The organism is Streptomyces sp. NPDC057638 (assembly GCF_042800315.1).
GTDB lineage: Bacteria > Actinomycetota > Actinomycetes > Streptomycetales > Streptomycetaceae > Streptomyces.
Genome location: NZ_JBHVHF010000094.1, coordinates 1 through 25,040, shown reverse-complemented (window position 1 = coordinate 25,040; position 25,040 = coordinate 1). Strand labels below are relative to the sequence as shown.

General features: G+C 73.8%; 21 protein-coding genes and 1 pseudogene. 10 read left to right on the top strand and 12 right to left on the bottom strand.

Annotated elements, in window-relative coordinates:
- On the bottom strand, positions 1-995 hold a 995-nt coding region (locus ACFVIM_RS15660), incomplete at its 3' end, for an SGNH/GDSL hydrolase family protein (RefSeq protein ID WP_384301390.1).
- 114 nt (positions 996-1,109) lie between these two features.
- Between ACFVIM_RS15660 and ACFVIM_RS15655 the strand changes: the two genes are divergently transcribed.
- Positions 1,110-2,513 carry a cystathionine beta-synthase gene (locus tag ACFVIM_RS15655; RefSeq protein WP_384301388.1) on the top strand — a complete coding sequence of 468 codons (1,404 nt, stop codon included), beginning with the start codon at positions 1,110-1,112 and terminating at the stop codon, positions 2,511-2,513.
- A gap of 586 nt (positions 2,514-3,099) precedes the next feature.
- Here the strand turns inward: ACFVIM_RS15655 and ACFVIM_RS15650 are convergent.
- The 5 genes and pseudogenes from ACFVIM_RS15650 to ACFVIM_RS15630 all read right to left on the bottom strand — a co-directional run bounded on the left by ACFVIM_RS15650 (position 3,100) and on the right by ACFVIM_RS15630 (position 7,128).
- Positions 3,100-3,519 carry a hypothetical protein gene (locus ACFVIM_RS15650; protein ID WP_384301386.1) on the bottom strand — a complete coding sequence of 140 codons (420 nt, stop codon included), beginning with the start codon at positions 3,517-3,519 and terminating at the stop codon, positions 3,100-3,102.
- Positions 3,520-3,607: 88 nt separating this feature from the next.
- The gene (locus ACFVIM_RS15645; RefSeq protein WP_384301384.1) at positions 3,608-4,537 is read right to left on the bottom strand and encodes an ABC transporter substrate-binding protein; all 930 of its coding nucleotides are present in this window, start codon (positions 4,535-4,537) and stop codon (positions 3,608-3,610) included.
- 122 nt (positions 4,538-4,659) lie between these two features.
- A pseudogene (locus ACFVIM_RS15640) lies at positions 4,660-5,289 on the bottom strand (ABC transporter permease); the annotation flags it as partial.
- Positions 5,282-5,968, bottom strand: coding sequence for an ABC transporter permease (locus ACFVIM_RS15635; protein ID WP_384301383.1), 687 nt, complete (start codon positions 5,966-5,968; stop codon positions 5,282-5,284). The gene ACFVIM_RS15635 and the pseudogene ACFVIM_RS15640, both read right to left, overlap by 8 nt.
- On the bottom strand, positions 5,965-7,128 hold the full coding sequence (locus tag ACFVIM_RS15630; protein WP_384301382.1) for an ABC transporter ATP-binding protein: 1,164 nt from the start codon (positions 7,126-7,128) through the stop codon (positions 5,965-5,967). The genes ACFVIM_RS15635 and ACFVIM_RS15630 overlap by 4 nt, the downstream gene beginning before the upstream one ends.
- 325 nt (positions 7,129-7,453) lie before the next feature.
- On the opposite strand from ACFVIM_RS15630, the gene ACFVIM_RS15625 reads away from it, so the two are divergent.
- The 3 genes from ACFVIM_RS15625 to ACFVIM_RS15615 all read left to right on the top strand — a co-directional run bounded on the left by ACFVIM_RS15625 (position 7,454) and on the right by ACFVIM_RS15615 (position 10,650).
- Positions 7,454-8,929, top strand: coding sequence for an aromatic amino acid ammonia-lyase (locus ACFVIM_RS15625; protein ID WP_384301380.1), 1,476 nt, complete (start codon positions 7,454-7,456; stop codon positions 8,927-8,929).
- Between the two features lie 173 nt (positions 8,930-9,102).
- Positions 9,103-9,939 (top strand): MurR/RpiR family transcriptional regulator, encoded by an 837-nt coding sequence (locus ACFVIM_RS15620; protein ID WP_384301379.1) that lies wholly within the window; start codon positions 9,103-9,105, stop codon positions 9,937-9,939.
- Positions 9,940-10,080: 141 nt separating this feature from the next.
- Positions 10,081-10,650 (top strand): hypothetical protein, encoded by a 570-nt coding sequence (locus tag ACFVIM_RS15615; RefSeq protein ID WP_384301378.1) that lies wholly within the window; start codon positions 10,081-10,083, stop codon positions 10,648-10,650.
- 7 nt (positions 10,651-10,657) lie between these two features.
- On the opposite strand, the gene ACFVIM_RS15610 is transcribed toward ACFVIM_RS15615, so the two are convergent.
- The 3 genes from ACFVIM_RS15610 to ACFVIM_RS15600 all read right to left on the bottom strand — a co-directional run bounded on the left by ACFVIM_RS15610 (position 10,658) and on the right by ACFVIM_RS15600 (position 13,449).
- Positions 10,658-11,083 carry a hypothetical protein gene (locus ACFVIM_RS15610; RefSeq protein ID WP_384301376.1) on the bottom strand — a complete coding sequence of 142 codons (426 nt, stop codon included), beginning with the start codon at positions 11,081-11,083 and terminating at the stop codon, positions 10,658-10,660.
- Positions 11,080-11,706 carry a ferritin-like domain-containing protein gene (locus ACFVIM_RS15605; RefSeq protein ID WP_384301374.1) on the bottom strand — a complete coding sequence of 209 codons (627 nt, stop codon included), beginning with the start codon at positions 11,704-11,706 and terminating at the stop codon, positions 11,080-11,082. Before ACFVIM_RS15605 ends, ACFVIM_RS15610 begins: the two co-directional genes overlap by 4 nt.
- Positions 11,707-12,243: 537 nt before the next feature.
- Positions 12,244-13,449, bottom strand: a complete 1,206-nt coding sequence (locus ACFVIM_RS15600; protein ID WP_384301372.1) for a helix-turn-helix domain-containing protein — start codon at positions 13,447-13,449, stop codon at positions 12,244-12,246.
- Positions 13,450-13,897: 448 nt separating this feature from the next.
- Between ACFVIM_RS15600 and ACFVIM_RS15595 the strand changes: the two genes are divergently transcribed.
- On the top strand, positions 13,898-14,665 hold the full coding sequence (locus ACFVIM_RS15595; protein WP_384301371.1) for a hypothetical protein: 768 nt from the start codon (positions 13,898-13,900) through the stop codon (positions 14,663-14,665).
- Between the two features lie 86 nt (positions 14,666-14,751).
- Here ACFVIM_RS15595 and ACFVIM_RS15590 read toward each other — a convergent pair whose 3' ends face one another.
- Both ACFVIM_RS15590 and ACFVIM_RS15585 read right to left on the bottom strand, forming a co-directional pair.
- On the bottom strand, positions 14,752-16,113 hold the full coding sequence (locus tag ACFVIM_RS15590; protein WP_384301370.1) for an APC family permease: 1,362 nt from the start codon (positions 16,111-16,113) through the stop codon (positions 14,752-14,754).
- A 309-nt stretch (positions 16,114-16,422) separates the two neighbouring features.
- A complete protein-coding gene (locus ACFVIM_RS15585; RefSeq protein WP_384301368.1) occupies positions 16,423-17,724 on the bottom strand; it encodes a diaminopimelate decarboxylase in 1,302 nt (433 codons plus the stop codon).
- A gap of 201 nt (positions 17,725-17,925) precedes the next feature.
- Between ACFVIM_RS15585 and hutU the strand changes: the two genes are divergently transcribed.
- From hutU to ACFVIM_RS15570, 3 genes are all read left to right on the top strand, one after another.
- Positions 17,926-19,584, top strand: coding sequence for a urocanate hydratase (gene hutU, locus ACFVIM_RS15580; RefSeq protein ID WP_384301366.1), 1,659 nt, complete (start codon positions 17,926-17,928; stop codon positions 19,582-19,584).
- Between the two features lie 62 nt (positions 19,585-19,646).
- Positions 19,647-20,870, top strand: a complete 1,224-nt coding sequence (locus tag ACFVIM_RS15575) for an allantoate amidohydrolase (protein WP_384301364.1) — start codon at positions 19,647-19,649, stop codon at positions 20,868-20,870.
- On the top strand, positions 20,867-22,219 hold the full coding sequence (locus ACFVIM_RS15570; protein WP_384301363.1) for a formimidoylglutamate deiminase: 1,353 nt from the start codon (positions 20,867-20,869) through the stop codon (positions 22,217-22,219). Before ACFVIM_RS15575 ends, ACFVIM_RS15570 begins: the two co-directional genes overlap by 4 nt.
- A gap of 352 nt (positions 22,220-22,571) precedes the next feature.
- Here ACFVIM_RS15570 and ACFVIM_RS15565 read toward each other — a convergent pair whose 3' ends face one another.
- Positions 22,572-23,687 carry a methyltransferase domain-containing protein gene (locus ACFVIM_RS15565; protein ID WP_384301361.1) on the bottom strand — a complete coding sequence of 372 codons (1,116 nt, stop codon included), beginning with the start codon at positions 23,685-23,687 and terminating at the stop codon, positions 22,572-22,574.
- A 484-nt stretch (positions 23,688-24,171) separates the two neighbouring features.
- On the opposite strand from ACFVIM_RS15565, the gene ACFVIM_RS15560 reads away from it, so the two are divergent.
- Together ACFVIM_RS15560 and ACFVIM_RS15555 are read left to right on the top strand one after the other, a co-directional pair.
- Entirely contained in the window at positions 24,172-24,582 is a 411-nt protein-coding gene (locus ACFVIM_RS15560) for a hypothetical protein (protein ID WP_384301360.1), read from the top strand.
- A gap of 116 nt (positions 24,583-24,698) precedes the next feature.
- Positions 24,699-25,040: type II toxin-antitoxin system prevent-host-death family antitoxin (locus tag ACFVIM_RS15555; RefSeq protein ID WP_384301358.1), on the top strand; the 342-nt coding region annotated here is incomplete at its 3' end.

The window sequence follows — 25,040 nt, the reverse complement described above, 5'->3', positions numbered from 1 at the left end:
CCCGCCGCCTCCGGGGAGTCGGCGGCGGGCCCGGGGTGCGGCAGCCGCCGCCGTCGGCGGTGCTTGAGCAGGGCCCAGGGCGCGCGGACGGCCGTGACCTCGGTGCCCGCCTCCTTCGCGGCCTCCGCCGCCGCCTGGGCGACCGGGAGTACGCCCTCGTCCCGCGCGGCCTCCGGCCGGTCCGACTCCGGCCAGACACCCAGCGCCGCGCAGAGCGTCGGCAGCATCGCCATGGACGCGGTCGCGTACCCCTCGGCCGAGGGGTGGTAGTTGTCCGCGCCGAACATCTCCCTCGGGTTGGCCGCGAACTCGGGCCCGAGCAGATCGCCGAGCGAGACCGTCCGCCCGCCCTGCTCCACCACCACGATCGTCTGCGCCGCCGCGAGCTGGCGCGAGACCCGGCGGGCCAGCCAGCGCAGCGGCTGGTAGACCGGCTCGATGGTGCCCAGGTCGGGACAGGTGCCGACCACCACCTCGGCGCCCGCCGTCCGCAGTCGCCGCACCGCCGTCGCCAGATGGCGCACCGACTCCGTCGGCGGCATCCGGTGGGTGACATCGTTGGCGCCGATCATCAGGACGCAGAGGTCGGGGGAGCGCGAGCTGTCCGAGAGCAGCAGCGAGACCTGGCGGTCGAGATCGTCCGACTGGGCGCCGGGCAGGGCCACGTTGCAGACCTCCACCGGGCGCTCGGCCACCGCCGCCAGCCCGGAGGCCAGCAGCGCCCCCGGGGTCTGACCGGCCCGCCGCACGCCCTGGCCCGCCGCCGTGGAGTCACCGAGGACACCGAGGAGCAGGGGGTCCTCCCGGCCGAAGGCGAGCCCGTAGAGGCCGTCGCCCCGGGGCGGCAGCGGCGCGGTGCCCCCGCCCACCGAACGCTTCGCGAGCTGGACCTCCGCCAGCACCAGCCCCACGGTCGCGACCCCGACCAGTCCGAGGGACCCGCCGCCGTAGGCCGCGCCCGCCGCGATGCGCCGCGCCACTCTCGCTCTGGACATCGTCCGGCCTCCTCTCGTCATGAAGCTTCCTGCCCCGTGGTAGCAGACGCCCAATCCCGTACCGGTAACCGCATACTCTGTCCGCATTCACTACGGAGACCCCGGAGAGACACCGTGCGCATCCATGACTCGATGATCAGTCTGGTCGGAAACACCCCCTTGGTGAGGCTCAACAGCGTCACCGAGGGCATTCAGGCGACCGTGCTCGCCAAGGTCGAGTACTTCAACCCCGGCGGCTCGGTCAAGGACCGCATCGCGCTGCGGATGATCGAGGCCGCCGAGGAGAGCGGCGCGCTCGTCCCGGGCGGCACGATCGTGGAGCCGACCAGTGGCAACACCGGTGTGGGGCTGGCGATGGTGGCCCAGCGCAAGGGATACAAGTGCGTCTTCGTCTGCCCGGACAAGGTCTCCACCGACAAGATCAACGTGCTGCGGGCCTACGGGGCCGAGGTCGTGGTCTGCCCGACCGCCGTGGACCCCGAGCACCCCGACTCGTACTACAACGTCTCCGACCGGCTGGTCCGGGAGATCCCGAACGCCTGGAAGCCGGACCAGTACTCCAACCCGAACAACCCGCGTTCGCACTACGAGACCACCGGTCCCGAACTCTGGGAGCAGACCGAGGGGAAGATCACCCATTTCGTCGCGGGTGTGGGGACCGGCGGGACGATCTCCGGCACCGGCCGCTACCTCAAGGAGGCCAGCGGCGGCCAGGTCAGGATCGTCGGCGCCGACCCGGAGGGCTCCGTATACAGCGGTGGCTCCGGCCGCCCCTACCTCGTCGAGGGCGTCGGTGAGGACTTCTGGCCCACCGCCTACGACCCGGATGTCACCGACGAGATCGTCGCCGTCTCCGACAAGGACTCGTTCCAGATGACCCGGCGCCTCGCCCGCGAGGAGGGCCTCCTCGTCGGCGGCTCCTGCGGGATGGCGGTCGTCGCCGCGCTGCGGGTGGCCGAGCGGCTCGGCCCGGACGATGTCGTGGTCGTGCTCCTCCCGGACAGCGGCCGGGGCTATCTCTCCAAGATCTTCAACGATGAGTGGATGGCCGACTACGGCTTCCTGGAGGAGGCCGGTCCGTCCGCCTCCGTCGGGGACGTGCTGCGCCACAAGGAGGGCGGCGCGATCCCCAGCCTGGTGCATATGCACCCGGAGGAGACGGTCGGCGAGGCGATCGAGGTGCTCCGCGAGTACGGCGTCTCCCAGATGCCCATCGTCAAGCCCGGCGCCGGTCACCCGGACGTGATGGCCGCCGAGGTCATCGGCTCCGTGGTCGAACGGGAGCTGCTGGGAGCCCTCTACACCCAGCGGGCCGCGCTGAACGATCCGCTGGAGAAGCATATGAGCGCCCCCCTGCCGCAGGTCGGCTCCGGAGAGCCCGTCGCCGATCTGATGGCGGTCCTCGGTGAGTCCAGCGCGGCCGACGCGGCGATCGTGCTGGTGGAGGGCAAGCCGACGGGCGTGGTCAGCCGTCAGGACCTGCTGGCGTTCCTGGCGGGCGCGGGCAAGGAGAAGTAGATCCGTCGGACAGGCCCTGACGGCGGGGCCGTTCCGGTCCCGCCGTGCGCGGGTGTTCACGCGGGCGCAGCACCCGCTTAACACGGCTGGGGCACAGTAGGGGGTGTCGGCGGGGTTCCCCGCCGACGCCACGGTCGGCGTCTTGGCAACCGGAGCGGCTCCCGGGCCTGCGGCGCCTCCAGGACGCGGCACACCGGCCCTGACCCGGGACCGTGTCCCGCGCGGGGACCGCTGTCGTCCCGACTCCCGGCAGGCGGCCGGGGGTGCGGCGGTCCCCGCGTCAGCCGTCTCCCCCGGTCCCGGCCGTCCCAGCCGGGTTGCGTAGGTGCTTCCGTTCGCGTGCTGTCCGGACGGTCCGGCGCGGGGTCCGGCGCGGCGCGCGCCGTGGCCGGATCGTGTACGAAGCCGATGGCCGTGCGCGAAGCCCGTGCCGTGGGGACGACGACGCCGTCCGCGCATCGCGGTGCCCGCCGTACGCGTACGTGTACGGGAGGGCCGGGCGCGTCCTGATGTGCGGGTCGGCCGTCCACGGGTGTGAACGGGCCCCCCGCTCCGGCCCCGGCCTATCCCGCGGGGCGGGTCCGCGTCAGCGGTCCCACTCCGCGGCGGGCTCCGCGCGGTCACCGCGGCGGAAGCCGCCCACGGCGTGGACCACGTTCACCGCCACGATGCCGACCCAGGTCGCGACCAGCCCCCCGAACCCCGCGTTGACCCCGCCGATCGCGGAGAGCGGCACGGCCAGGATCAGCGAGATGATCCCGAAGCCGAAGCGCTCGCCGAAGGTGGGCGCCGACCGGTCGGGCGCCGGGCGGGCGCCACGCGCCACCACCATCTGCTGTTCCGCCAGCTGACGGCGGACCTGGCGGTCGACCGTACCGTCGACGCGCTGCTCCACCTTGTCCAGAAAGGACTCGACCAACGCGGACTCGTACTCCTCCCCCAGATCACGCCGGGCGTGGAGGGTGGCGTCGAGTTCTTTCCTCAGCTCAGAGTCACGGGCTGTCATACCCCCGCACGCTACGGGGCGGCCGGGGCCACGTCAGTGGGGGTAGCCCCCCTGTTGGCGCGGGGCGCGGCTCGCGCCAACAGGGGGCCTAGCCCAGACCGTGCCGCGCCGCCCAGGCGCGTGCCACGTCCTCGGGGTCGTCCTTGTCCTTGTCCGCCTTCCGGTTGAGTTCGGTGAGCTGCTCGGTCGTCAGGACCGCGCCGAGCCGGGCCAGCGCCCGGCGGACCCGGGAGTCGGCCACCCGGTCCGCGATCAGCGGCACGACCCGCTGGCCGGGGATCAGGTTCCTCGGGTCGGCCAGGACCACCCAGCCCTCGGCCGTGATGTCGCTGTCGGTGCTGAAGAGGTTGGCGACGTCGACATCCCCCTTCCGCAGCGCGCCCTTGACCAGCGGCCCCGAGGAGTCCAGCGAGGCGAAGCGGCGGAACTCCGCCCCGTACACCTCCTTGAGTCCGATGACGCCGACGACCCGCTTCCTGACCTCCGGCGCCGCGCCGAGCACCAGCTCGCCGTTGTGGCGGGCGAGGTCATCCAGGCCGCGCAGGCCGTACTTCTCGGCGGTCTCCCGGGTGACGGCGAAGACGTCGGCGTTCTCCGCCATCCCGTACGGAAGGACCTGGAGGCCCGGTGGGAGGGCGATGGCCAGCGCGTTCTGTATCGCGCCCGCCTCGGTGGCGGTGGCCTTCTGGTCGAGGTAGTGCAGCAGCGCGCCCTGGTACTCGGGGAGCAGATCGAGGTCCCCGCCCGTCATCGCGGGGATGAGGATCTCGCGGGTGCCGATGTTGGGGCGGACGGTGGTCTTCACCCCGGCGGCCCCCAGCACGGTGGCGTAGAGATGGCCGAGGATCTGGTTCTCGGTGAAGTTGGCGGTGCCGATGGTGATCCCGCCGCGGCTGGAACCGCCGCCGGACAGGCCGCCGTCGCTCCCGTCCAGCGAGGTGATGCCGCCGGAGCAGGCGGCGAGCGCGGGCAGGGACGCGGCGGCGGACAACCCGCCGAGGAGGGTGCGTCGGTTCATCTCCGGTCCTCAGGTCGGTGGGGTCGGGGTTCCGTGGGGGCCGGTGTCGTCCCCTGGGGCCGCTCGGGTACGGGGCGGGCCGCTCCCGGTCCCGGCCCCGACCAGCGCCGCCAGAGCGCGAACAGACCGGCCAGGACCAGGTCCAGGGCGACCGCGACCGCCGCGACCAGCGCCGCGCCGCCGAGGACCTGGACGAGATCGCGCTGGGCCAGACCGTCGAAGACATAACGGCCCAGGCCGCCGAAACTGACGTACGCGGCGATCGTCGCCGTCGCCACGACCTGGATCAGCGCCAGCCGCAGCCCCGTCACGATCAGCGGCATCGCCAGCGGCAGCTCCACCCGCAGCAGCACCTGGTGGGCGCGCATGCCCTGGCCCCGGGCGGCGTCGCGGACCTCGGGGTCGACGGCGGCCATCCCCGCGTACGTATTGGTGACGATCGACGGGACGGCGAGGGCCACCAGGGCCACATAGACCGGTGTCATCGACAGCCCGCTGGCCAGGAAGACCAGGACGACCAGCCCCACCGTCGGCAGCGCGCGCCCGAACGAGGACAGGTTGATCGCCAGGAACGCGCCGCGTCCCGTGTGCCCGATCAGCAGCCCCACCGGCAGCGCGATCACGGTGGCGACGAGGGTGGCGAGGAGCGCGTACCGCAGATGCTCGCCGAGCCGGGTGGCGATGCCCTCGGGGCCCGACCACTGCTCGGCGCTGGTGAGCCAGGCGCCGAGGTCGGTGAGGAGTTCATACACGGGGGGTCCGCTCCCTTCGCGGGGAGAACCGGGGCCGCCGGGTTCGCTGGACGTTCCAGGGGCTGAGCAGCCGCTGCACCCCGACCAGCGCCGCGTCCGCGACCAGCGCCAGGAGGAGGGTGAGCACCACCCCGGCGATCACGGGGGTGGGGAAGTTCCGCTGGAAACCGTCGGTGAAGAGCTGCCCCAGACCGCCGTCACCGATGTACGTGGCGACGCTGACCAGCGAGATCGACATCACCGTGGCGATCCGCACCCCCGCCATCACCACGGGCAGCGCGAGCGGGAGTTCGACGGTGAGGAGGGTACGCAGGGGACGGCTGCCCATCGCGGTCGCTGCCTCCTTCACCCGGGCGGGGACGGCGTCGAGCCCCTCCACCGTGTTCCGCACCAGCACCACCAGGGTGTAGACGGTCAGACCGATGACGGTGGTGGTGCGGGTGAGCCCGGAGACCGGCAGCAGCAGGATGAAGATCGCGATGGAGGGGATGGTGAACAGCACGTTCGCCAGCCCCAGCAGCGGACCGCGCAACGGCCGCACCCGGTGGGCCAGGACGGCCAGCGGAAGGGCGATCACCAGACCGAGGAGGACGGCGGAGAGGGCGGCCTGGAGATGGTCCAGGGCGAGGGAGGCGAGATCCGCCCGGTGGTCGGCGAGCCAGGACCAGTCGATCGTCATGGGGTGGTCCCGGGTGGGCCGGACGCGGGCGCGGCGGGTGGCGGCGCGGCTCCGGCCCCGGGGGCGGGGTCGGCGCCGGACGTGGCTCCGGAGGCGGTTCCGGGCGCGGGGGCGGCGGGCGCGGTGCGCGCCGCGAGATGGGCCGAGCCCGCGCGTTCGTGGACGGCCTCCCGGGTGGTGACCCCCGTCAGCGCCCCGCCGGAGTCGACCCGGGCGACCAGACCGGTGGGCGAGGCCAGCGACTCGTCCAGCGCGGCGAGGAGGGAGTCCGTGTCGCGCAGGGGCCGCAGCGGGAGCGGGACCGTGCCCGGCGCGAGAGTGTCGCGCCAGCCCAGCGGGCGGCCCGCGCCGTCCAGGACCAGCTCCCAGCGGCCACCGGCCGGGGCCGGACGCTGTGGCAGATCCGCGACCGGGGAGAGCGAGAGCAGCTTGAGCCCGCGCTCGGCCCCCAGGAAACCCGCCACGAAGTCGTCGGCGGGCCGCGCCAGCAGCTCCGCCGGAGGCGCGCACTGCACAAGCCGCCCGCCGGTCCTGAAGACGGCGATCAGATCGCCGAGGCGCACCGCCTCGTCGATGTCGTGCGTGACGAAGACGATCGTCTTGCCCAGCTCCCGCTGGAGTCTCAGCAACTCGTCCTGGAGCTGCGCCCGTACGAGGGGATCCACCGCCCCGAACGGCTCGTCCATCAACAGCACGGGCGGATCGGCGGCGAGCGCCCGCGCCACCCCGACGCGCTGCTGCTGACCGCCCGAGAGCTGGTGCGGATACCGCCGCGCGGTCTCGGCCGCAAGCCCCACCACGTCGAGCAGCTCCGCAGCCCGGGCCCGCGCCCTGCGGCGGCCCCAGCCCAGCAGCAGCGGCACGGTGGCGATGTTGTCCGCGACCGTGCGGTGCGGGAAGAGCCCCGACTGCTGGATGACATAGCCGATGCCGCGCCGCAGCAGCGCGGGGTCCTGTCGCCGCACGTCCTTGCCGCCGACCCGGATGGTCCCCGACGTCGGCTCGACCATCCGGTTGACCATCCGCAGCGTGGTGGTCTTGCCGCAGCCCGAGGAGCCGACGAGGACGGTGACGGCGGACTCGGGGAGGTGGAGGGTGAGGTCATGGACGGCGGTGGTGCCGTTGGGGAAGCGTTTGTGCACCGTATGGAAGTCGATCATCGTGATCCCTTGCCCGGTTGCATATGGGCATGCAGAGTTCTGGGTGCGTGAATAGCTTGTCAATAGCGTGTTGCCGGGCGGGGCCGAATGCGGGTGGCGCGCGCGCCCTGCGTGAGCTCGCTGGGTGCGACCTGCCTGCGGCGCGGGCCCACACGGTGGCCGGGCGCCCACCCTCCCCCAGGCCCGCGCCTGGGCGTGCCCCCATCGCCCTTGGCGGAACCGATGCCCACAACGGGGGGAGTTCCGTGCCTACGACGGGGGGGACCCCGTGCCGACAAGGGGGGTACCTCGGTGGAGCCCGCTTGCCGGGCAGAGGGAGGAAGAGATGGGGAGAGGGATGAGGGTGGACGGGAAGGGGATGGGGGTGGGGGATGTCGTGGGGCTGGCGCACGCGCGAGTGAGACCCGTGGCCGACCCCGCCGCCCTGGCGCGCGCCACCACCGCCTGGCACACCGCCCGCCAACTCGCCCTCTCCGGCCGTGTCTACGGCCGGAGCACCGGCGTCGGCGCCAATCGCGACCACCATGTCCCCGCCGACGACGATGACGCCGCCACCCGTCACGGTCTGCGGCTGCTGCGTTCCCACGCCGGGGCCGTCGGCGCCGAGCTGCCCGCGTGTGAGGTGCGGGCGATGCTCGCCGTGCGGCTCAATCAGCTTCTCGCGGGCGGCGCCGGACTGCGGCCCTCGGTGATCACCGCGCTCTGCGCCGCGCTGGAGTCCGGCGCCCATCCGGTGGTGCATGAGTTCGGCTCGGTCGGCACGGGCGATATCGCGGCGCTCGCCCAGCTCGGTCTCGCGCTCGCCGGGGAGCACCCCTGGCGCGGCGCGGCCCCGGCGCCCCAGCCGCTGGACAACAACGACGCCCTCGCCCTGATCAGCTCCAACGCCCTCAGCTGCGGTCAGGCCGCGCTCGCGGTCACCGGGCTGCGGACGCTCGTGCGCGCCGCCGAGCTGGTCGCCGCGCTGTCGCTGCTGGCCGTGGACGGTTCGTACGAGGCGTACGCGGAACCGGTGCACGCCGCCCGTCCCCATCCCGGCAGCTATGCCGTCGCGCACCGGATGCGCCGGATCCTGGGCGCGCCGGACCGCCCGACTCCGCCGCTGGGCCGGATCCAGGATCCGTACGGGTTCCGCTGTCTGCCGCAGATCCACGGTCCCGCCCATGACGCCGCCGACGCCCTGGAGCGGACCCTGACCGTCGAGCTGAACGCGGCGGCCGAGAACCCGCTGATCCATCCGGGTGACCGCGCCGCCTACCACCACGGTGGGTTCTATCTGGCCCAGCTCGCCCTCGATCTGGACCATCTGCGGCTCGCGCTGACCCAGACCGCCCGGCTCTCCACCTCCCGGCTCGCCGCCCTCAACGAGCCCGCCTACACCCGGCTGCGCCCCTTTCTCGCCGACGCCGAGCCCGCCAGCTCGGGGGTGATGATCCTGGAGTACGCGGCGGGTGCGGCCCTCGGCGATGTGCGGGCCTTCTCCGCCCCCGCCTCCCTCGGTCACGCGGTCCTCTCCCGCGGGGTCGAGGAGCAGGCCAGTTTCGCCTCTCTCGCGGCCCGGCAGACGCTTCGGGTGGTGGAGCCGTTCCGGCTGGTCATCGGCTGTGAACTGGTCGCCGCGACCCGGGCGCTGCGGCTGCGCGACCTTCATCCGGACCCCGGGCTTCCGGTCGGACGCGCGTTCGCGCTGGCGGCCGCACTCCTGGACGATGACGCGTCCGACCGTCCGCTGACCGATGATGTGACGGCGGCGGTGTCGCTGCTGGAGCCCTTCGCGGCGCTGGCGGAGGCCCGCACCTGATCCGGCGGTACGGGAACCCCGCCCCGGGACCCCCGCGCGACCCGCGAGGGTCCATGCCCCGGGGTGGCCCCACGGCTGCCGCGCCGGGGCCGGACACGCCTCCGTCTCCGTACCGCCGACGGGCCGTCCCCGCCGCCCCTCGCACGACCGACCGACCCGACAGAGGGGAAGGCATGAGCGACAGCCCTGCCGCACGACTCCAGCAGCTCTTCGAAGGGCACCGCCTCACCCCCACCCAGCGGCGGATCGCGCACAGCATGGTGCGCCGGGCGGCCGACGCGCCGTTCCTGTCCAGTGTGGAGCTGGCCGAGGCCGCCGGGGTCAGCCAGCCGTCCGTGACCCGTTTCGCCGTGGCGCTCGGCTTCGACGGCTATCCCGCGCTCCGCCGCCATCTGCGCCAGCTCGCGCCCGTCCGCGGTGGCGCGCCCGAGGCCCTGCCCAACGAGTACCAGCAGGCCGTCCGCGCCGAGATCGAGAACCTGCGCCAGCTCGCCGACCTCCTCGCCGACCCGGCGCCCGTCGTCCAGGCGGGCGCCCTGCTCGCCGCCTCCCGGCCGCTGCCGGTGCTCGGGCTGCGCGCCGCCGCCGCGCAGGCCCGGGGTTTCGCCTACTTCGCCGCCAAGGTCCATCCCGATGTCCGCCTCCTCGACGAGGGCGGCAGCCTGCTGCTGGACCGGATCGACGCGGCCCGCGACGCGGGCGCCACCGCGCTGCTGTGCTTCGCGCTGCCGCGCCACCCCAAGGAGGTCGTCACCGCCCTCGCCCATGCCCGGGAACGCGGTCTGACCGTGGTCACCGTCGCCGACTCCGCCTTCGCCCCCGTCGCGCCCCACTGCGACCTCCTGATCCCGGGCGCCGTCGGCACCGGGCTCTCGTTCGACACCGCCTGCGGCCCGATGCTGCTGGGCCGGGTGCTGCTGGAGGCCATGTGCGACGAACTCCCCGGCGCCCAGGCCCGGCTGGAGGAGTTCGACGCCCGCGCGGCCGCGCGCGGCCTCTTCGCGGAGTGAGCCACTCAGGTGACCCTTCCCCGCTCTCTCAGATGCCGCTCAGAAAGCGGCGCTAACGTCCGGTCGGGCGGGGCAGCGGTGGAATCCGGGTGAGCCGGTCCGGCCGGGGCCCGGACGTGGTTGAGCAGTGAGGAGTACGAAGTGGGGCGCGCGTCGCAGTCACTGGCGAGGGTCGCGGTGGTGGTACGGGCGGGGGCGGCCCCCCTGTGGTGGCTCGGCCTCCTGGCGGCCGGGACCGGAACCCTCCTCCCCGGGCTCACCGGCCGCCGTATCGGCGTCCTCACGGGCGCGGCCCTCGCCCTGATCGTGGGCACGGTCACCGCCCTGGCCCGCTGGCGGCGCTACCGGGGCCGCGCCACCGCCGCCACCCGGGCGGCCCGGGGCGATGTCCTCCAGGACCGCCGGGTCACCCTCCGGCTCTGGCGCCGCGCCCACCGCTGGTGGTTCGCGGCCGCCTTCCTGGCCGCCGTCGCCTCCTCCTTCGTCCTCCCGGCCGCGGGCGGACTGGTGGTGGCGGGTGTCGGCGCGGGCCTGTGGGCGAAGGCGGTCCGGCTCGGACAGTGGGAGCGCGACCAGGACCGGTTGCTGTGGGTCCGCGCCGACGCGGCCCAGGGCGGACGTACGCTGCGGACCGCCGCCTTCTGGTGCACCGGGGTGGCGGCGGGCGACGCCGAGCCGGGTGGGTCGCGCCGTCGTCAGGCCGTCCGCTGAGCCCTGTTCAGAAGGACCTTCCGCGTGGCGGGGTGGCCCACCCCGGGGCCACGGGCGCCGACCGGGGGCATATGGCGAGGGTGTAGCGGTCGGGCCCGTCCGGGATGATGACGGAGACGGGCACGCCCTGGTCGAGCCGGGCCCAGGCGGCCCTGCGCTCGGCCGGGTCGCGGCCCCAGCCCCGTATCTCGGTGGGCGCGTCGGGCACGGGTATCCGGTCCAGCCGTATGGCCGGGGTGACCCAGCCGCAGACGGCCGGGTCGGGATCGAGCAGATCGGCCACCCGGCGGGCGTGGTGCTGGAGCCAGTCCAGGGCGGTCTCCCGGGACGCGGTGGTGAGGGTCGCGAGGACGTACGGGACGATCGCGCCGCTGCCGTAGACCGGCCCCTCCGCGATCACATAGCAGAGGTAGCCGAGGGCGTGCCCGCTCACGAGGTGTTCCCGTCGAGCGGCTCATCGCGGTACCGGGGTCCCTCCCAGCACTGGGACTCGCCCCAGTACGGGGAGTCCTCCCAGTACCGTCCGTCCTCCGGGTACGGGTTCCCGTACCGCGCCTCCTCCGCGTAGGGCGAGCCCGCCCAGTACCGCGCCTCCTCCCAGTAGCGGGGGCCCTCGCCGCACCGGGCCGCCGCCTCGTAGCCGTACCCGGCGGTGTCGTATCCGGACCCGTACGTGTACCCGTCCGGGTATCCGGACCCGGTGTCGTCGTCGCCGTACGGGTCGGGTTCCCCGGAGCCGGGGAGGTCCCCCGGGTGGGGGTCCTCCGGGGAGCGGCCGAAGCCGGCGTCCCCGGGGCCGGGACCGTCCGGGTCCCGGCCGGACCGGGTGTACAGCTCCTCGTAGACCTGGAACTGGCGCGTCTCCTCGGCGAGGTTGCGGCGCCACTCCTCGGCGTACTCGGCGTAGGACGCGTTCTCGGCCCTCGCCGCGTGCTGTGGGTACGCCGCGTGCTCCGTGTGCTCGGCGTGTCGCACCCGCATCAGGCTCAGTCCGAGACCGAGCCGCTTCTCGGCGTCGCCCAGCGCGATGGCGATCCACCGCCACAGCCGCCTCATGACGGCGGCCTCCGCCGCCTCAGCGCGCACACCCGACCCGGCGCGTCCGCTGTCCGGACGCCGGTGCGCCGGGTCGTGCGTCCATGGCGGCGCGGTGCCACCGGAACCTTTCTCCGGCCGAGCGGGGCGGCTGGTCCACCCGCCGTCCCGGGGCCGGTGGCGGAGGTGTCCGCCCCGGTCCCTGGTGTGGCGCGGGCGCATCGGGCCCTGGGGGGCCCACCGGACGTCGGATCCTTGCCGTGATGGTTCACAACAACTCGCTTCCGTCGTGCGTCGGCCCCCGTGGGGTACCGGACCGGCGAGAGTGATCCGCCGGTCCCGGGGCCTGCCAGCAGCCTGCCGAAACGGAACGGCTCCGGTGTTCCCCAGTCGGGAACACCGAAGCCGTTACTCGGATATGCGGATAAATATCATTCTTATCTACCGCTCACGTCCCGGCGCCCGTCCGGGCATCCGCCCCGGCGCCCCTCCCCGCTCCCGGACTCCTCCCGCGGCGCTCCCCGCGGCTCGCGGCCCGGTGGCACACGGCCTGGCCGCTCACATCCCCACCCACATGGCCAGGGAGGCCAGCCCGGTGGGCGCGCGACGCTGCCGTCGCACCAGGACGCTGATCGTCTCCCGCATCAGCGGGTGGTAGCGGGCCTGCTGGGGAGCGACCACCCGGGCCCGGTGGAGATGGTGCTCGGCCGACTCCGCCTTGCCCATCTGGGCGCAGGCCCGGGCCAGCTCTATGTGGTAGCGGCCGACCCGCATCCGGGGATGGCTGACCGGGAACCGCAGCTGCCGGGCCGACTGCATGGCCTCGCCGAGCCGTCCCAGTTCCACCAGCGTGGTCACGTCGAAATGGGCCACGTTCGTCATGCCGAAACTCGCCCAGTACACATGCGGCACGTCCCGGCCGACGCGCTGCGCCGCCTCCCGGGCCAGCTCCATGCTCCCGGCCACCGCGTCCGCGTCCCGCGCCTGCGCCGAGGCGATGGCCGCCGCGAGGTGCAGGCTCCCGCCGACCGCCAGCGCGGGCATCGCCCCGTGCGCGTCGGCCTGTTCGATCAGCCGGTGTCCGCGCTCCAGCACCCGCAGCGCCATCCGGTGGTCGCCCCGGCGCAGCAGCATGGCGCTGCGGTGGCGGTAGCGCAGCGCCAGCAGCAGGGGGTCCTGGGCCTGTTCGGCCGTCCAGCCCATGCGCTCCAGCGCGATCGAGGCGAGCTGGTGGTAGCCCAGCCGGTAGGCGAACTCGTAGGCGACCCAGTAGCACCAGCTCAGACATTCGGCGGCCCGGATCCGTACCGGCCCGGGCGGAAGGGTGCTGATCGCGGTCGTCAGCTCCCCGAGCAGCGCGGGGAGCCGTTCGCCGACCCCCCGGTACTCGGTGGCGCAGGTGCGGGCGCACAGCGTGCTGACCTCCGCCGCGATCAGTCCGATCTCCCGGGGTCTGATCGCCGGTTCGGGGCCCATGTCGTAGAGGTCGAGCGCGTCGGAGAGCGGCGAGATCAGCCGGTCCAGATGGTCCTGGCGCATCTCCGAGACATACGGCTGGCCGTTCAGCGCCGCTATGTCGACTTCGAGGACGCGGGCGACCGCCGCGACGATCGTGGGGGTGGCGGGGGAGAGGCCCGCTTCCACCTTGGCGATGGTCCCGCGGGAGAGGAAGGCGCGTTGCGCGAGACCGGACTGGGTGAGTTGGCGCAACTTCCGGAAGTCGGCGATCCGTGCGCCGATGTGATCGTCAGAGGAATGCGGCATAGTGCCTCCGATCGTCGGCTGAACACCGGCACGGTACTAAGGGCTTACGAACGCGGCTGCCCTCGTGCTCGCGTGCGCCCGCGCGGCTGTCGAGCGCCGTCCCGGCTCCGCTGTGGACGCCCCGCGCGACGGGGACGAATCGAACGAAATCCCGTCCGGTCTGATGGATCCGCACGGGTGGACCGGCTGGCAGCGGCGCTCCGGTCCTGGCCGGACGGCCGTGGGAGGGGGGCGCGGACGCTGGGTGTGCGGGGCGCACGCTCGCGCGGGGAACGCGAGGTGAACGCGCTCCACTTGGGGCGGAAGTGCTCTAGAACTGATGATATGGGGGGTTTGGTGAGCGATGGGGGGCTATCGGGAGCGGGGTCATGCTCTGCTGGCCCTGGTTCTCCCCTCGCGCATGAGAACGACCAGGAGTGCGGGGGAGGCGAGAGAGAGGAGAACGGGAGTGCACCCCATCGGACGCGCCAGGGTCTGGCTCACCGCCGCCGCCACCGTCGCCACGCTGATCGTCGCACCGGGCCTCACCGCCACGGCCGCCGGCGCCGGATCCCCGGGGCCGGACGCCCGGCGTCTCGCCCCGCCGTATCTGAATATCCATCAGTGCGTGTACTACTCGGCGTCGGCCACCAACCACTTCACCACCTACACACCGAGCAGAGACGGCCGCTTCCTCGCCGGAACGAACGCCTCCGCCACCCCGGACCGCGCCCCCCGCTGCGGCGCCGGTGACGGCAACTACACCCTGGTGCCGCTGCTGTCGGCCGCCAGGCCGCTGGACGTGCGGACCGGCCGCTATCTGAACGTGCACCAGTGCACGTACTTCTCGCCGAGCGCGGTCAACTACTTCAGCACCGTCGTGCCGAGCGGCGACGGCCGCTTCCTCGCGGGCACCAACATCGCCACCACCCCCGACGCGGGCGCGCGGTGCGGCGCCGGTGACGGCAACTACCGCCTGGTGCCCGCGATGACCGGCATCAGGACGCTGGACCTGACGACCGGGCGGTACGTCAACCTCCACCAGTGCGTCTACTTCTCCACCCCGAACACGGACCACTTCTCGACGGTGATCGGCCCCGGCGGCGGCCCCTACACCGCGGGAACGAACGTCTCCGCCACGGCGGACACCGCGCCCACCTGCGGTATCGGCTCCGGACCCGCGGGCTATGTGCCGGTACCGATCCTGTCGGGGGTCAGCGCGCTGTCGCTCGCCTAGGCCCGGTCCGGGCCGCCACCGGGCCCGTGATCACCGGACGCGGACGGGACCACCGGGGCCCGCGCCGACGAGGTGAGTGCGCCCGCTCACTCTCCCCGTACCCGCAGCACCACCTTGTTCAGCACCCACAGCCCGACCCCGATCGCCACCAGCACCCCGGCCCGGATGTAGACCTCCGCGTCCCGGTCCGCCAGCGGGCTCGCCAGCACCAGGGCGGTGATCGCGCCCAGCACCGGCAGGGCGGTCGGGGTACGGAAGTGGGTGTGCGCGACCCGGTCCCGGCGCAGCACCAGCACCGTGATGTTGACGACCGCGAACACACAGAGCAGCAGGAAGGCCGTGGTGTCGCCGAGGCCCTCGATCTCGCCCGTCGAGACCAGGCCCACCGCCAGCAGGGAGACGAAGACGATGCCGACGACCGGGGTGCGGCGCGCGGGCAGGACCCGGCCCATCGCCTTCGGCAGGATGCGTTCATTGGCCATCCCGTAGCAGAGCCGCGAGGCCATCATGATGTTGATCAGGGCCGTGTTGGCGAGGGCGAAGAGCGCGATCAGTGCGAAGAGTCTGGGCGGGAAGTCCACCCCGCCCGCCTTCACCACCTCCAGCAGCGGTCCGCTCGACCCCTCCAGGGTGCGGTGGTCCACCAGCAGGGAGGAGGTGAGGGCGACCAGGACGTAGATGGTGCCGGTGACGGCGACCCCGAGGAAGATCGCCCGGGGGAAGGTGCGGACCGGGTCCTTGGTCTCCTCCGCCATATTGACCGAGTCCTCGAAGCCGACGAAGGCGAAGAAGCCGAGGGCCGTCGCCCCGAGCACGCTGGTCAGCAGCGCGTAACCGCTGCCCGACGCCTCGAACTCCAGCAGCCGTGACGGCTCCCCGTCCCCGGAGAGCACGGCCCACGCCCCGATGCCCAGGATGATCGCGAGTCCGGTCAGCTCCACCACCGTGAGCACCACGTTGGCCTTCACCGACTCCGACACCCCGCGCAGATTGAGGGCGGCGAGCAGCAGCAGGAAGGCGATGGCGACGGCGGTCGCGGGTACCGCGTCGGTGAACTCCCGGAAGTAGTCCCCGCTGAAGGCCCGCGCGGCGGCGCTGGCCGACGACAGGCCCGAGCACATCACCATGAACGCGACGATGAAGGTCAGGAACGGGACCCTGAACGCCTTCTGGGTGTAGAGGGCGGCCCCGGCCGCCTTGGGGTACTTCCCCACCAGCTCCACATAGGACGCCGCCGTCAGCAGCGCCACCACGAACCCGATCACGAACGGCACCCACAGCGCGCCGCCGACCCTTCCGGCGACCTTGCCGGTGGTGGCGTAGATGCCGGTGCCGAGGATGTCCCCGATCACGAAGAGGATCAGCAGCCTGGGACCGATGGCCCGCTTCAGCGGACCGTCGGCGCCGGGTGCGGCCGGTTCCCGCGGTCTGTCCTTGGCGCTCGTCATGGTGGTGTTCGTCCTCCCCCGACGGTTCCCGTGTGTGGTGTGGGGGGAGGACTGCCCGGCCGTGTGCCGCTGATACCACGGGAGATGGGCGGATCATGTGCCCGTGTCCACAACTCGCCGGTACGGATGTGCCGGTGGTGTGCCCGGTTCGCCCGCGCCGAACGGTTCGTGCGGGCCGAACGGTTCGTGCGCGCTGGATGGCGCGTACGGGCTGGATGGCGCGTACGGGGCGAACGGTTCGTACGGGCCCGGCGGTGGTGCGCCGACCCCGTGGGGGCCCGTCCGACTCCGTACGAACCGCCGCGCGCGTTACAGCAGCGCGTCCGCGCGGGCGCCGCCCGACTCCGTCACGATCTCCTCGACCGACTGCGCCGGGCGGACCAGGGTGAAGCGGGCCGGGTCCGCGCCGAAGCCGTGGATCGCCGGGCGGGGCAGGCTGTTGTAGCCGAAGTGGTTGGCGAAGAAGTACGCGCCGGTGTCCAGGGCGGTGACCACATCGCCCGCCGCCACCCGGGGCAGGGGCCGGGACTCGGCCAGCAGATCGCCCGCGAAGCAGGCGGGACCGGCGATGTCCTGGACCACCGGCCGGCCGGTTCTGGGGCGTCCGTGGCCGTCGTAGACCTCGATCCGCAGCGGCCAGGAGGCGGGGTCGTAGACGGTACGGGTGGCGACCTGGACGCCCGCGTGGGTGACGGCGATCGGGCGGCCCCCGGATTCCTTGGTGTACTCCACCCGGGCCAGCAGGATCCCGTGTTTGGCGACCAGGGCCCGGCCGAACTCGGTGACCAGGCCGTATCCGCCGTCGAACAGACCGGGCACCCGCTCCTTCAGCAGGGCGGCGTAGTCGGCGAAGGCGGGGGTGTGCGCGTCGGAGGCGAAGTTCACCGGCAGCCCGCCGCCGATGTCGAGGGTGTCGACCTGCCGCCGTCCGGCCGCCGCGTTGATCTCCTCGGCGAGGCGGTGGACCTCGGCGACGCCCTCGGCCATCCGCTCCAGCGGTATCCCCTGGGAGCCGCTGTGGACATGGATCCGGGTCAGCCAGGGCCGGTCGAGATAGGCGCGCACCACCCGCCGCCAGGCGCCCTCGTCCCGCAGCGCGACACCGAACTTCGAGGTGGCGGTCGCCGTCGACAGCGCCCCGATCGCCCCGCCGCCGACCTGCGGATTGACTCGCAGGCCCAGCGGGGCGGAGGTGCCCTCGCGGGCGAGGGCGTCGATGCGGGCGAGTTCCTGCGGGTTGTCGGCGTTGACGGCGATGCCCAGCGCCAGCGCCTCCCGCAGCTCGCCGGGCGTCTTGGCGGGCGAGTCGAGGACCGTGCGTCCGGGGGGTACCCCGGCGGCTCTCGCCAGGGCCAGTTCGCCGGGGCTGGCGACCTCGGCACCGATCCCCTCGGCGTTCAGGAGCGCGAGTACGGGGACGAGCGGCGCGGCCTTCACCGCGAACGCGTGCAGCACGGGCGCGTCGGTCACGGCGGCGAAGGCGTCCCGCAGGGCGGCGGCCGACGCCCTGATCCCGGCCGCGTCGAGCAGTGCGGCCACCGGCCTGTCCTCGCTCAGCAGCCCCTGCTCGACGGCGGCGCGAACGGCTTGATTTCGACGGTCGACAGTCATGGCGCCAGCCAATCATCCGGGGTGCGGGCGGCGCAGCCATTGACTAGGAGTATTCATCGCACCAGGATGTGAATAAATTCCTCTGTGGATCCGCCCCTCCCGTGCCGCGTGTCGCACACGCCGCGCGTGCCGTACCCGTCTTAGGTGGCGCGTACGCACCGCCGACGGGCGGATCCCCCACCCCGCGAGGAGGCCCCCGCCATGTCAGGACCCCGCCCCGTCCGGGCACCGCGCGGCAGTCGGCTGAGCGCCCTGGGATGGCAGCAGGAGGCCGCCCTGCGCATGCTCCAGAACAACCTCGACCCCGAGGTCGCCGAACACCCCGACGAACTGGTCGTCTACGGCGGCACCGGCAAGGCCGCCCGCGACTGGCGCTCCTTCGACGCCATGGTCCGCACCCTGCGCACCCTCAAGCAGGACGAGACCATGCTGGTCCAGTCCGGCCGCCCGGTCGGCGTCCTGACCACCCATGAGTGGGCGCCGCGTGTCCTCATCGCCAACTCCAACCTCGTCGGCGACTGGGCCAGCTGGGAGGAGTTCCGCCGCCTGGAGGCGCTCGGACTGACCATGTACGGGCAGATGACGGCCGGTTCCTGGATCTACATCGGCACCCAGGGCATCCTCCAGGGCACCTACGAGACCTTCGCCGCCGTCGCCGCCCAACGCTTCGGCGGCTCCCTGGCCGGAACGATCACCCTCACCGCCGGACTCGGCGGCATGGGCGGCGCCCAGCCGCTCGCCGTCACCATGAACGACGGCGTCGCGATCTGTGTCGACTGCGACCCGCGCGCCATCGAGCGCCGGATCGACCACCGCTACCTCGATATCCGCGCCGACTCCCTCGACCACGCCCTCCAACTCGCCACCGACGCGCGCGACGCCCGCCGCCCCCTCTCCATCGGGCTGCTCGGCAACGCCGCCGAGGTCCTGCCCCGGCTGCTCGCGATGGGCGCGCCGATCGACATCGTCACCGACCAGACCTCCGCCCACGACCCGCTGTCCTATCTGCCGGCCGGTGTGCCGATCACCGAGATGAAGGCGTACGCGGCCGAGAAGCCCGCCGACTTCACCCAGCGGGCCCGGGAGTCGATGGCCCGCCATGTGGAGGCGATGGTGGGCTTCAAGGACGCGGGCGCCGAGGTCTTCGACTACGGCAACTCCATCCGGGGCGAGGCCAAACTGGCGGGCTACGCCCGCGCCTTCGACTTCCCCGGCTTCGTCCCCGCCTATATCCGCCCCCTCTTCTGCGCGGGCAAGGGACCCTTCCGCTGGGCGGCGCTCTCCGGCGACCCCGCCGACATCGCCAGGACCGACCGGGCCATCCTCGACCTCTTCCCCGAGAACGCCTCCCTGCGCCGCTGGATCGAGCTGGCGGGCGAACGGGTCCGCTTCCAGGGGCTGCCCGCCCGGATCTGCTGGCTCGGCCACGGTGAACGCGACCGCGCGGGCGAGCGCTTCAACGACATGGTCGCCAGCGGTGAACTCGCCGCGCCGCTGGCCATCGGCCGGGACCACCTCGACTGCGGCTCGGTAGCCTCCCCGTACCGCGAGACCGAGGCGATGCGCGACGGATCCGACGCCATCGCCGACTGGCCCCTGCTCAACGCCATGGTCAACGTGGCGTCCGGGGCCTCCTGGGTCTCCCTCCACCACGGCGGGGGCGTCGGGATGGGCCGCTCGATCCACGCGGGCCAGGTGACCGTCGCCGACGGCACCCCGCTGGCGGGCGAGAAGATCCGCCGGGTGCTCACCAACGACCCGGCGATGGGCGTGATCCGCCATGTCGACGCCGGATATGAGGAGGCGGAGGCCGTGGCCGGGCAGCAGGGTGTGCGGGTGCCGATGCGGGAGGGCGCGTGAGCGCGGCGGGGGCGAGGGGGCCTGGCGGCCCCGGGGCCGCGCGAAGGGCGGGCACCAACACCATGACCGGCACCACCCCCGACTCCTTCCACCACATGTGGACACAGCTGGCCGCCCTCGGCCGGGACCGCTCCACCACCGGCTACCGCCGCTACGCCTGGACCCCCGCCGACACCGAGCTGCGCGCCTGGTTCCGGGAACAGGCCGAGGCGCGCGGACTCACCCACGAGACCGACCACAACGGCAACCAGTGGGCCTGGCTCGGCGACCCCGACGCCGGTGACGCCATCGTCACCGGCTCGCACCTCGACTCCGTCCCCGACGGCGGGGCCTTCGACGGCCCCCTCGGCGTCGTCTCCGCCTTCGCCGCCGTGGACGAACTGCGCGCCCGGGGCACCACCCTCACCCGCCCCCTCGCCATCACCAACTTCGCCGACGAGGAAGGCGCCCGCTTCGGCCTCGCCTGCGTCGGCTCCCGGCTCACCGCCGGACGGCTGACCCGGGACCAGGCGTACGCGCTGCGGGACGCCGACGGGATCTCGCTCCCCGACGCCATGGAGGCGGCGGGCCAGGACCCCACCCGGCTCGGCCCCGACCCCGGGCGCCTCGCCCGGATCTCCGCCTACGTCGAACTCCATATCGAGCAGGGCCGAGGCCTGGAGCTGACCGGCGACCGGGTCGGTCTCGCCTCCGCCATCTGGCCCCACGGCCGCTGGCGGTTCGACTTCCACGGCGAGGCCAACCACGCGGGCACCACCCGGCTCGCCGACCGCCGCGACCCGATGCTCAGCTACGCCGAGACCGTCCTCGCCGCCCGCCGCGAGGCCGTGCACAGGGGCGCCCTCGCCACCTTCGGCAAGGTCGCCGTCGAACCCAACGGGGTCAACGCCATCCCCTCCCTGGTCCGGGGCTGGCTCGACTCCCGCGCCCCCGACCAGGACACCCTGGACGCCCTCGTCACCGCGCTGGAGGAGTCCGCCCGCGCCCGCGCCGGGCTCGACGGGGTGGAACTGACCGTCGTACGGGAGTCGTTCACCCCGGTCGTGGAGTTCGCGCACACCCTGCGCGACGAGATCAACCGGATCCTCGGCGGCCGGATCCCGGTGCTGCCGACCGGCGCGGGCCATGACGCCGGGATCCTCTCCGCGTCGGTCCCCACCGCGATGCTCTTCGTCCGCAACCCGACGGGCGTCTCCCACTCCCCGAAGGAGTCCGCGGCCGAGGACGACTGTGTGGCGGGCGTCCACGCGCTCGCGGACGTCCTGGAAGGGCTGGCCCGCGCATGACCACCACCTACTGGGCCGAACACGCCTGGCTCGATACCCACGCCGAGCCCGGTGTGGTCATCGAGACCGGCGGGGACGGCGGCGACCGGATCACGGCCGTACGCACCGGGATCACCGCCCCGCCGCCCGGCGCGGCCGTCCTGCGCGGACTCACCCTCCCCGGCCTGGCCAACACCCACTCCCACGCCTTCCACCGGGCGCTGCGCGCCACCACCCAGACCGGCACCGGCACCTTCTGGACCTGGCGCGAGACCATGTACCAGGTCGCCTCCCGGCTCACCCCCGACACGTACCACTCCCTCGCCCGCGCGGTGTACGCGGAGATGGCGCTGGCCGGGATCAGCGCCGTCGGCGAGTTCCACTACCTCCACCACGGGCCCGACGGCACCCCGTACGCCGACCCCAACGCCATGGGCGAGGCCCTCATCGCGGCCGCCGCCGACGCGGGCATCCGGATCACCCTCCTGGACACCGTCTACCTCCACGGCGGCCTGACCCGGGACGGCTACCGACCGCTGGAGGGGCCGCAACGGCGCTTCGGCGACGGCTCCCTGGACGGCTGGTACGCCCGCTGGTCCCGGCTCACCCCCCGGCAGCACGCGCGGACCGGCGCCGCGATCCACTCCGTACGCGCCTTCTCCGCGACCGACGGATACGGGGAGTTCGCGGCCCGCACCCACGGCGTGCCCGTGCATATCCACCTCTCCGAGCAGCCCGCCGAGAACGAGGCGTGCCAGGCCGTCCACGGCACCACCCCGGCCGGGCTACTCCAGCGGCACGGGCTGTGGCGGCCAGGCGTGACCGCCGTCCACGCCACCCACCTCACGGACCAGGACATCGCCGTCCTCGGCGGCGCGGGCGCGGGGGTGTGCATGTGCCCCACCACCGAACGCGACCTCGCGGACGGCATCGGCCCGGCCCTCGCCCTCCAGCGGGCGGGCTCGCCCCTGAGCCTGGGCAGCGACAGCCACGCCGTGATCGACCTGCTGGAGGAGGCCCGCGCCCTCGAACTCGACGAACGGCTGCGGACCCGGATCCGGGGCCACTGGACGGCGGCGGCCCTGCTGCGCGCCGCCACCGCCGACGGACACGCGGCCCTCGGCTGGCCGGAGGCGGGACGCCTGGAGCCGGGCGCCCTCGCCGACCTCACCACGCTCCGCCTGGACTCCGTCCGCACGGCGGGCGCGGGGCCGCTGCGCGCCGTGGAGACGGCGGTGTTCGCCGCCGGCGCGGCGGACGTCACCGACGTGGTCGTCTCCGGCCGCCCGGTCGTGCGCGCGGGCGTCCACCTGGCGATCCCCGACACGGCCACGGCACTCTCCCGCGCGATCGGCGCCCTGCACGTCTGACCCCGGCGCGGGGGCCGCGGGGGAAGCGGCCGTGTCACCTCCCCGGTCCGCGCGAGGGCCGGGGGTCGTCCACGGCCGCCTTCCGCGCCCGCGCCCGCGCCCGTGCCTCCCGCGCCACCGCGCCGACCTGACCGCCTGGGCCGCCGTCCGCCGCCCCACGCCCGGCCCCTGCCCGGGATTCCCGCATCGCCCGTTCCGCTCTGCGGGGCTCATCCCGGTGGTGATGCGCGGGCGCCCCCAGCGGGAAGGGCGTCTCCGTACGGGTACGGGGAGGACGGCTCGCTCCGCCGGGGCCAGGCTGCACCTGGGCGGCTCCACCCGCACGCGGACGGGCGACTCCGCGCGACCCCCGTCACACGGGGAAACGCGGTCCCTTCTCGGGGTCGCACGCCCAGGCGAACTGCTCGCCCTCCCGCACCGTCACCCCGAAGTCGTACAGCTCCGGCGCCCCCGCCTCCCGCCATGTCTCCCACGCGCCCTCCAGCTCGTCCGCCAGCCGCCGTGGCCCGCCCTGGTAGGCCACCGTCGTCCCGTCCCCCACCGCCGACAGCGCCGCCCAGGACGCGACCCCGTCATGCAGCCACGCGTTGAGCCCGTCCGCGTCCTCCGCGACGGCGATCCACAGCTCGGGCAGGGCCACCCGCAGCGCGAACCGCAGATGCCAGTCGTCCCGCAGCGGGGTGAGATCGCGTCCCCAGGGGCGCTCCTCCTCGGCCGGACCGTGGCCCCGGATCTCGCCGTAGTCGCCGGTGCCGTGGTCGAGCCCGCGCGCGGGCAGGAACTGGGCCAGGCCCTGCACCCAGCCGGACGCGGACCGCCCGTCGTCGGCGACGGTGAGCGCGAGATGGCCCAGTCGGCCCCAGGGGGTGACGATGCGGCCCCCGGGCCGGGTCTGCGCGACCCACTCCCAGGGCACCCGGTCGACCGCGTAGGCGGCGATGACCCGGTCATAGGGCGCGCCGGGCGCCCACCCCCCGTCGCCGTCACCGGTGATGACGGCCATCTCGGGCGGCAGCCGGAACCGGGCCGTGTCCGCCAGCCGGGCATCGATCTCCACGCTGGTGACCTGGCGCGCGCCCACCCGGTGCGCGAGGAGGGCGGCGGTCCATCCGCTGCCGGTACCGAGTTCCAGCACCGTGTGGCCGGGCTCCAGCAGCAGCGAGTCGAGCATGTCGACGACGATGTTCTGGCAGGAGAGGCTGGAGGAGGGCCGCCCGCCGGTGAGCTGGGCGACGGCGGCGGCGTCGGGATCGCCGTAGACCTCGTCGGCCCAGCGGTCGGGATCGCGCTCCCGGTCCACCGGCAGATACGCGTGCCCGTCCCAGTACCACAGCCGGGTCGGCGCGTACCGGTCCCGCGCCACCGCGTCCACCGCCGCCCGCACCCATGGCGACCGGCTGGGCCACGACCCCCGCCGCTCCATCTCCTCCGCGAGCCGACGCCTCCGCCCCTCGAACGGTGCGGGCATGGCTACTTCTTCTTGTGCTTGCCGGTCGGGGGAGGGGAAGGCGGCGCCTGACTGTCCGAATTGCCGGGCGGCGGCTTCCCCTTGGACAGGTCGGCCGGAGGTTTCTCGTGCTTGCCCATGGCGACGCCCCCTTGGTCCTGGGCCGGTTGAGCCCATGGTGACGCCCGGTGAGTCCGTACGAAAGACGGCATTCGGGGTACGCGAGGGTACGCCTCGGGACGTCGGGCGGTCGGCCCACCTGTCCGACTCGGCCCGGCGTGCGCCCTGAGGAGGCGGACGCGCGGACCCGCGCGCCGGGCGAACGCGCCCTTTGCCTCCCGCCACGGCGACGCGCTCCTGGCAGGCCCGCGGGCGTACTCCTAGCGTCCGTCGTGGACCGTCTGGACGTGCCCTCGTTCCCCGACGACGCGCCCCGGCAGAGCCGATGGCGGCCCGCCCACCCCCGATCACCAGTCGCCGTGCCCGCACGGCGGGAAGGCCACCCATGCGCCCCGGCAGGTTCCAGGAGTTCGTCATCGACCTGGCGAAGAACGACCCCGGTGTGACCCGGGTCCAGACCCTGGCGGAGGAAGGGGAGACCAAGGTCCCCTGTGGCCTCGCGATCACCCTTGGCCAGCGGGTCTCCCGCTGGGGCGTCGTCGGCCAGCTCCCGGACGGCGCCAAGCACGAGGGGTTCACCGACACCCCGGTCCACGGCACCCCCTGCGCGGCCGGTGAGCCGCCACGGCCGGAGGACGCCCCCGAGGCATGGCTCTCGGCGCTGCTCGGCCGCGCGGCGTCCCCGGAGATCGCGCACGTGGAACGCTGGTCGACCCGTCCCGACGCCCGCCCCGACTACCGGGGCGTGACCGTGCGCTTCCACAACAGCGCCAGGGTCTTCGTGCGATTGCTGTGAACGGCGGCGCGCGGGTGCTCGCCGCGAGCCCGTGGGGTGACCCGTGCTCCTCCGGGGGCGGCTGGATCGGCATGCCACCTGGCCCCCCGGCCGGGACAGCCTTCTACGGTCCCGCCATGGACCTTCTCGACCAGCTCTCCGAACTTCCCACCACGGCCACCACCGCCACCACCGCCACCACCGACCTCGCCGTCGGCCTGGACACCGTCCTCGCCCGCGCCAGGGAGACGGGAGCGCCGACCGCGCTCACCGAGAACGGCGCTCCCGTCGCGGTCGTTATGTCCTGGGACATCTTCGAGCTGCTGGAGGCCGCCGCGGCGGGGCTACGGAGCGCCGAACACCGGCTCCAGGGCTGCCGGTTCGGCCCGGTCAAGCCACCGGAGGGCGTCGACTGCGGCTGCCGCACGGCGGAGGAGTTCGCGGCGGAGCTCGACGGGGAGCCCGCCTCCGCCTGGCGC

Bases quoted from the DNA above. Each gene is read 5' to 3' on its own strand.
- ACFVIM_RS15645 (WP_384301384.1), bottom strand. From the start codon at position 4,537: ATGAACCGACGCACCCTCCTCGGCGGGTTGTCCGCCGCCGCGTCCCTG.
- ACFVIM_RS15635 (WP_384301383.1), bottom strand. From the start codon at position 5,968: ATGACGATCGACTGGTCCTGGCTCGCCGACCACCGGGCGGATCTCGCC.
- ACFVIM_RS15590 (WP_384301370.1), bottom strand. From the start codon at position 16,113: ATGACGAGCGCCAAGGACAGACCGCGGGAACCGGCCGCACCCGGCGCC.
- ACFVIM_RS15630 (WP_384301382.1), bottom strand. From the start codon at position 7,128: ATGATCGACTTCCATACGGTGCACAAACGCTTCCCCAACGGCACCACC.
- ACFVIM_RS15620 (WP_384301379.1), top strand. From the start codon at position 9,103: ATGAGCGACAGCCCTGCCGCACGACTCCAGCAGCTCTTCGAAGGGCAC.
- ACFVIM_RS15575 (WP_384301364.1), top strand. From the start codon at position 19,647: ATGACCGGCACCACCCCCGACTCCTTCCACCACATGTGGACACAGCTG.
- ACFVIM_RS15650 (WP_384301386.1), bottom strand. From the start codon at position 3,519: ATGACAGCCCGTGACTCTGAGCTGAGGAAAGAACTCGACGCCACCCTC.
- hutU (WP_384301366.1), top strand. From the start codon at position 17,926: ATGTCAGGACCCCGCCCCGTCCGGGCACCGCGCGGCAGTCGGCTGAGC.
- ACFVIM_RS15585 (WP_384301368.1), bottom strand. From the start codon at position 17,724: ATGACTGTCGACCGTCGAAATCAAGCCGTTCGCGCCGCCGTCGAGCAG.
- ACFVIM_RS15605 (WP_384301374.1), bottom strand. From the start codon at position 11,706: ATGAGGCGGCTGTGGCGGTGGATCGCCATCGCGCTGGGCGACGCCGAG.
- ACFVIM_RS15560 (WP_384301360.1), top strand. From the start codon at position 24,172: ATGCGCCCCGGCAGGTTCCAGGAGTTCGTCATCGACCTGGCGAAGAAC.
- ACFVIM_RS15600 (WP_384301372.1), bottom strand. From the start codon at position 13,449: ATGCCGCATTCCTCTGACGATCACATCGGCGCACGGATCGCCGACTTC.
- ACFVIM_RS15625 (WP_384301380.1), top strand. From the start codon at position 7,454: ATGGGGAGAGGGATGAGGGTGGACGGGAAGGGGATGGGGGTGGGGGAT.
- ACFVIM_RS15565 (WP_384301361.1), bottom strand. From the start codon at position 23,687: ATGCCCGCACCGTTCGAGGGGCGGAGGCGTCGGCTCGCGGAGGAGATG.
- ACFVIM_RS15570 (WP_384301363.1), top strand. From the start codon at position 20,867: ATGACCACCACCTACTGGGCCGAACACGCCTGGCTCGATACCCACGCC.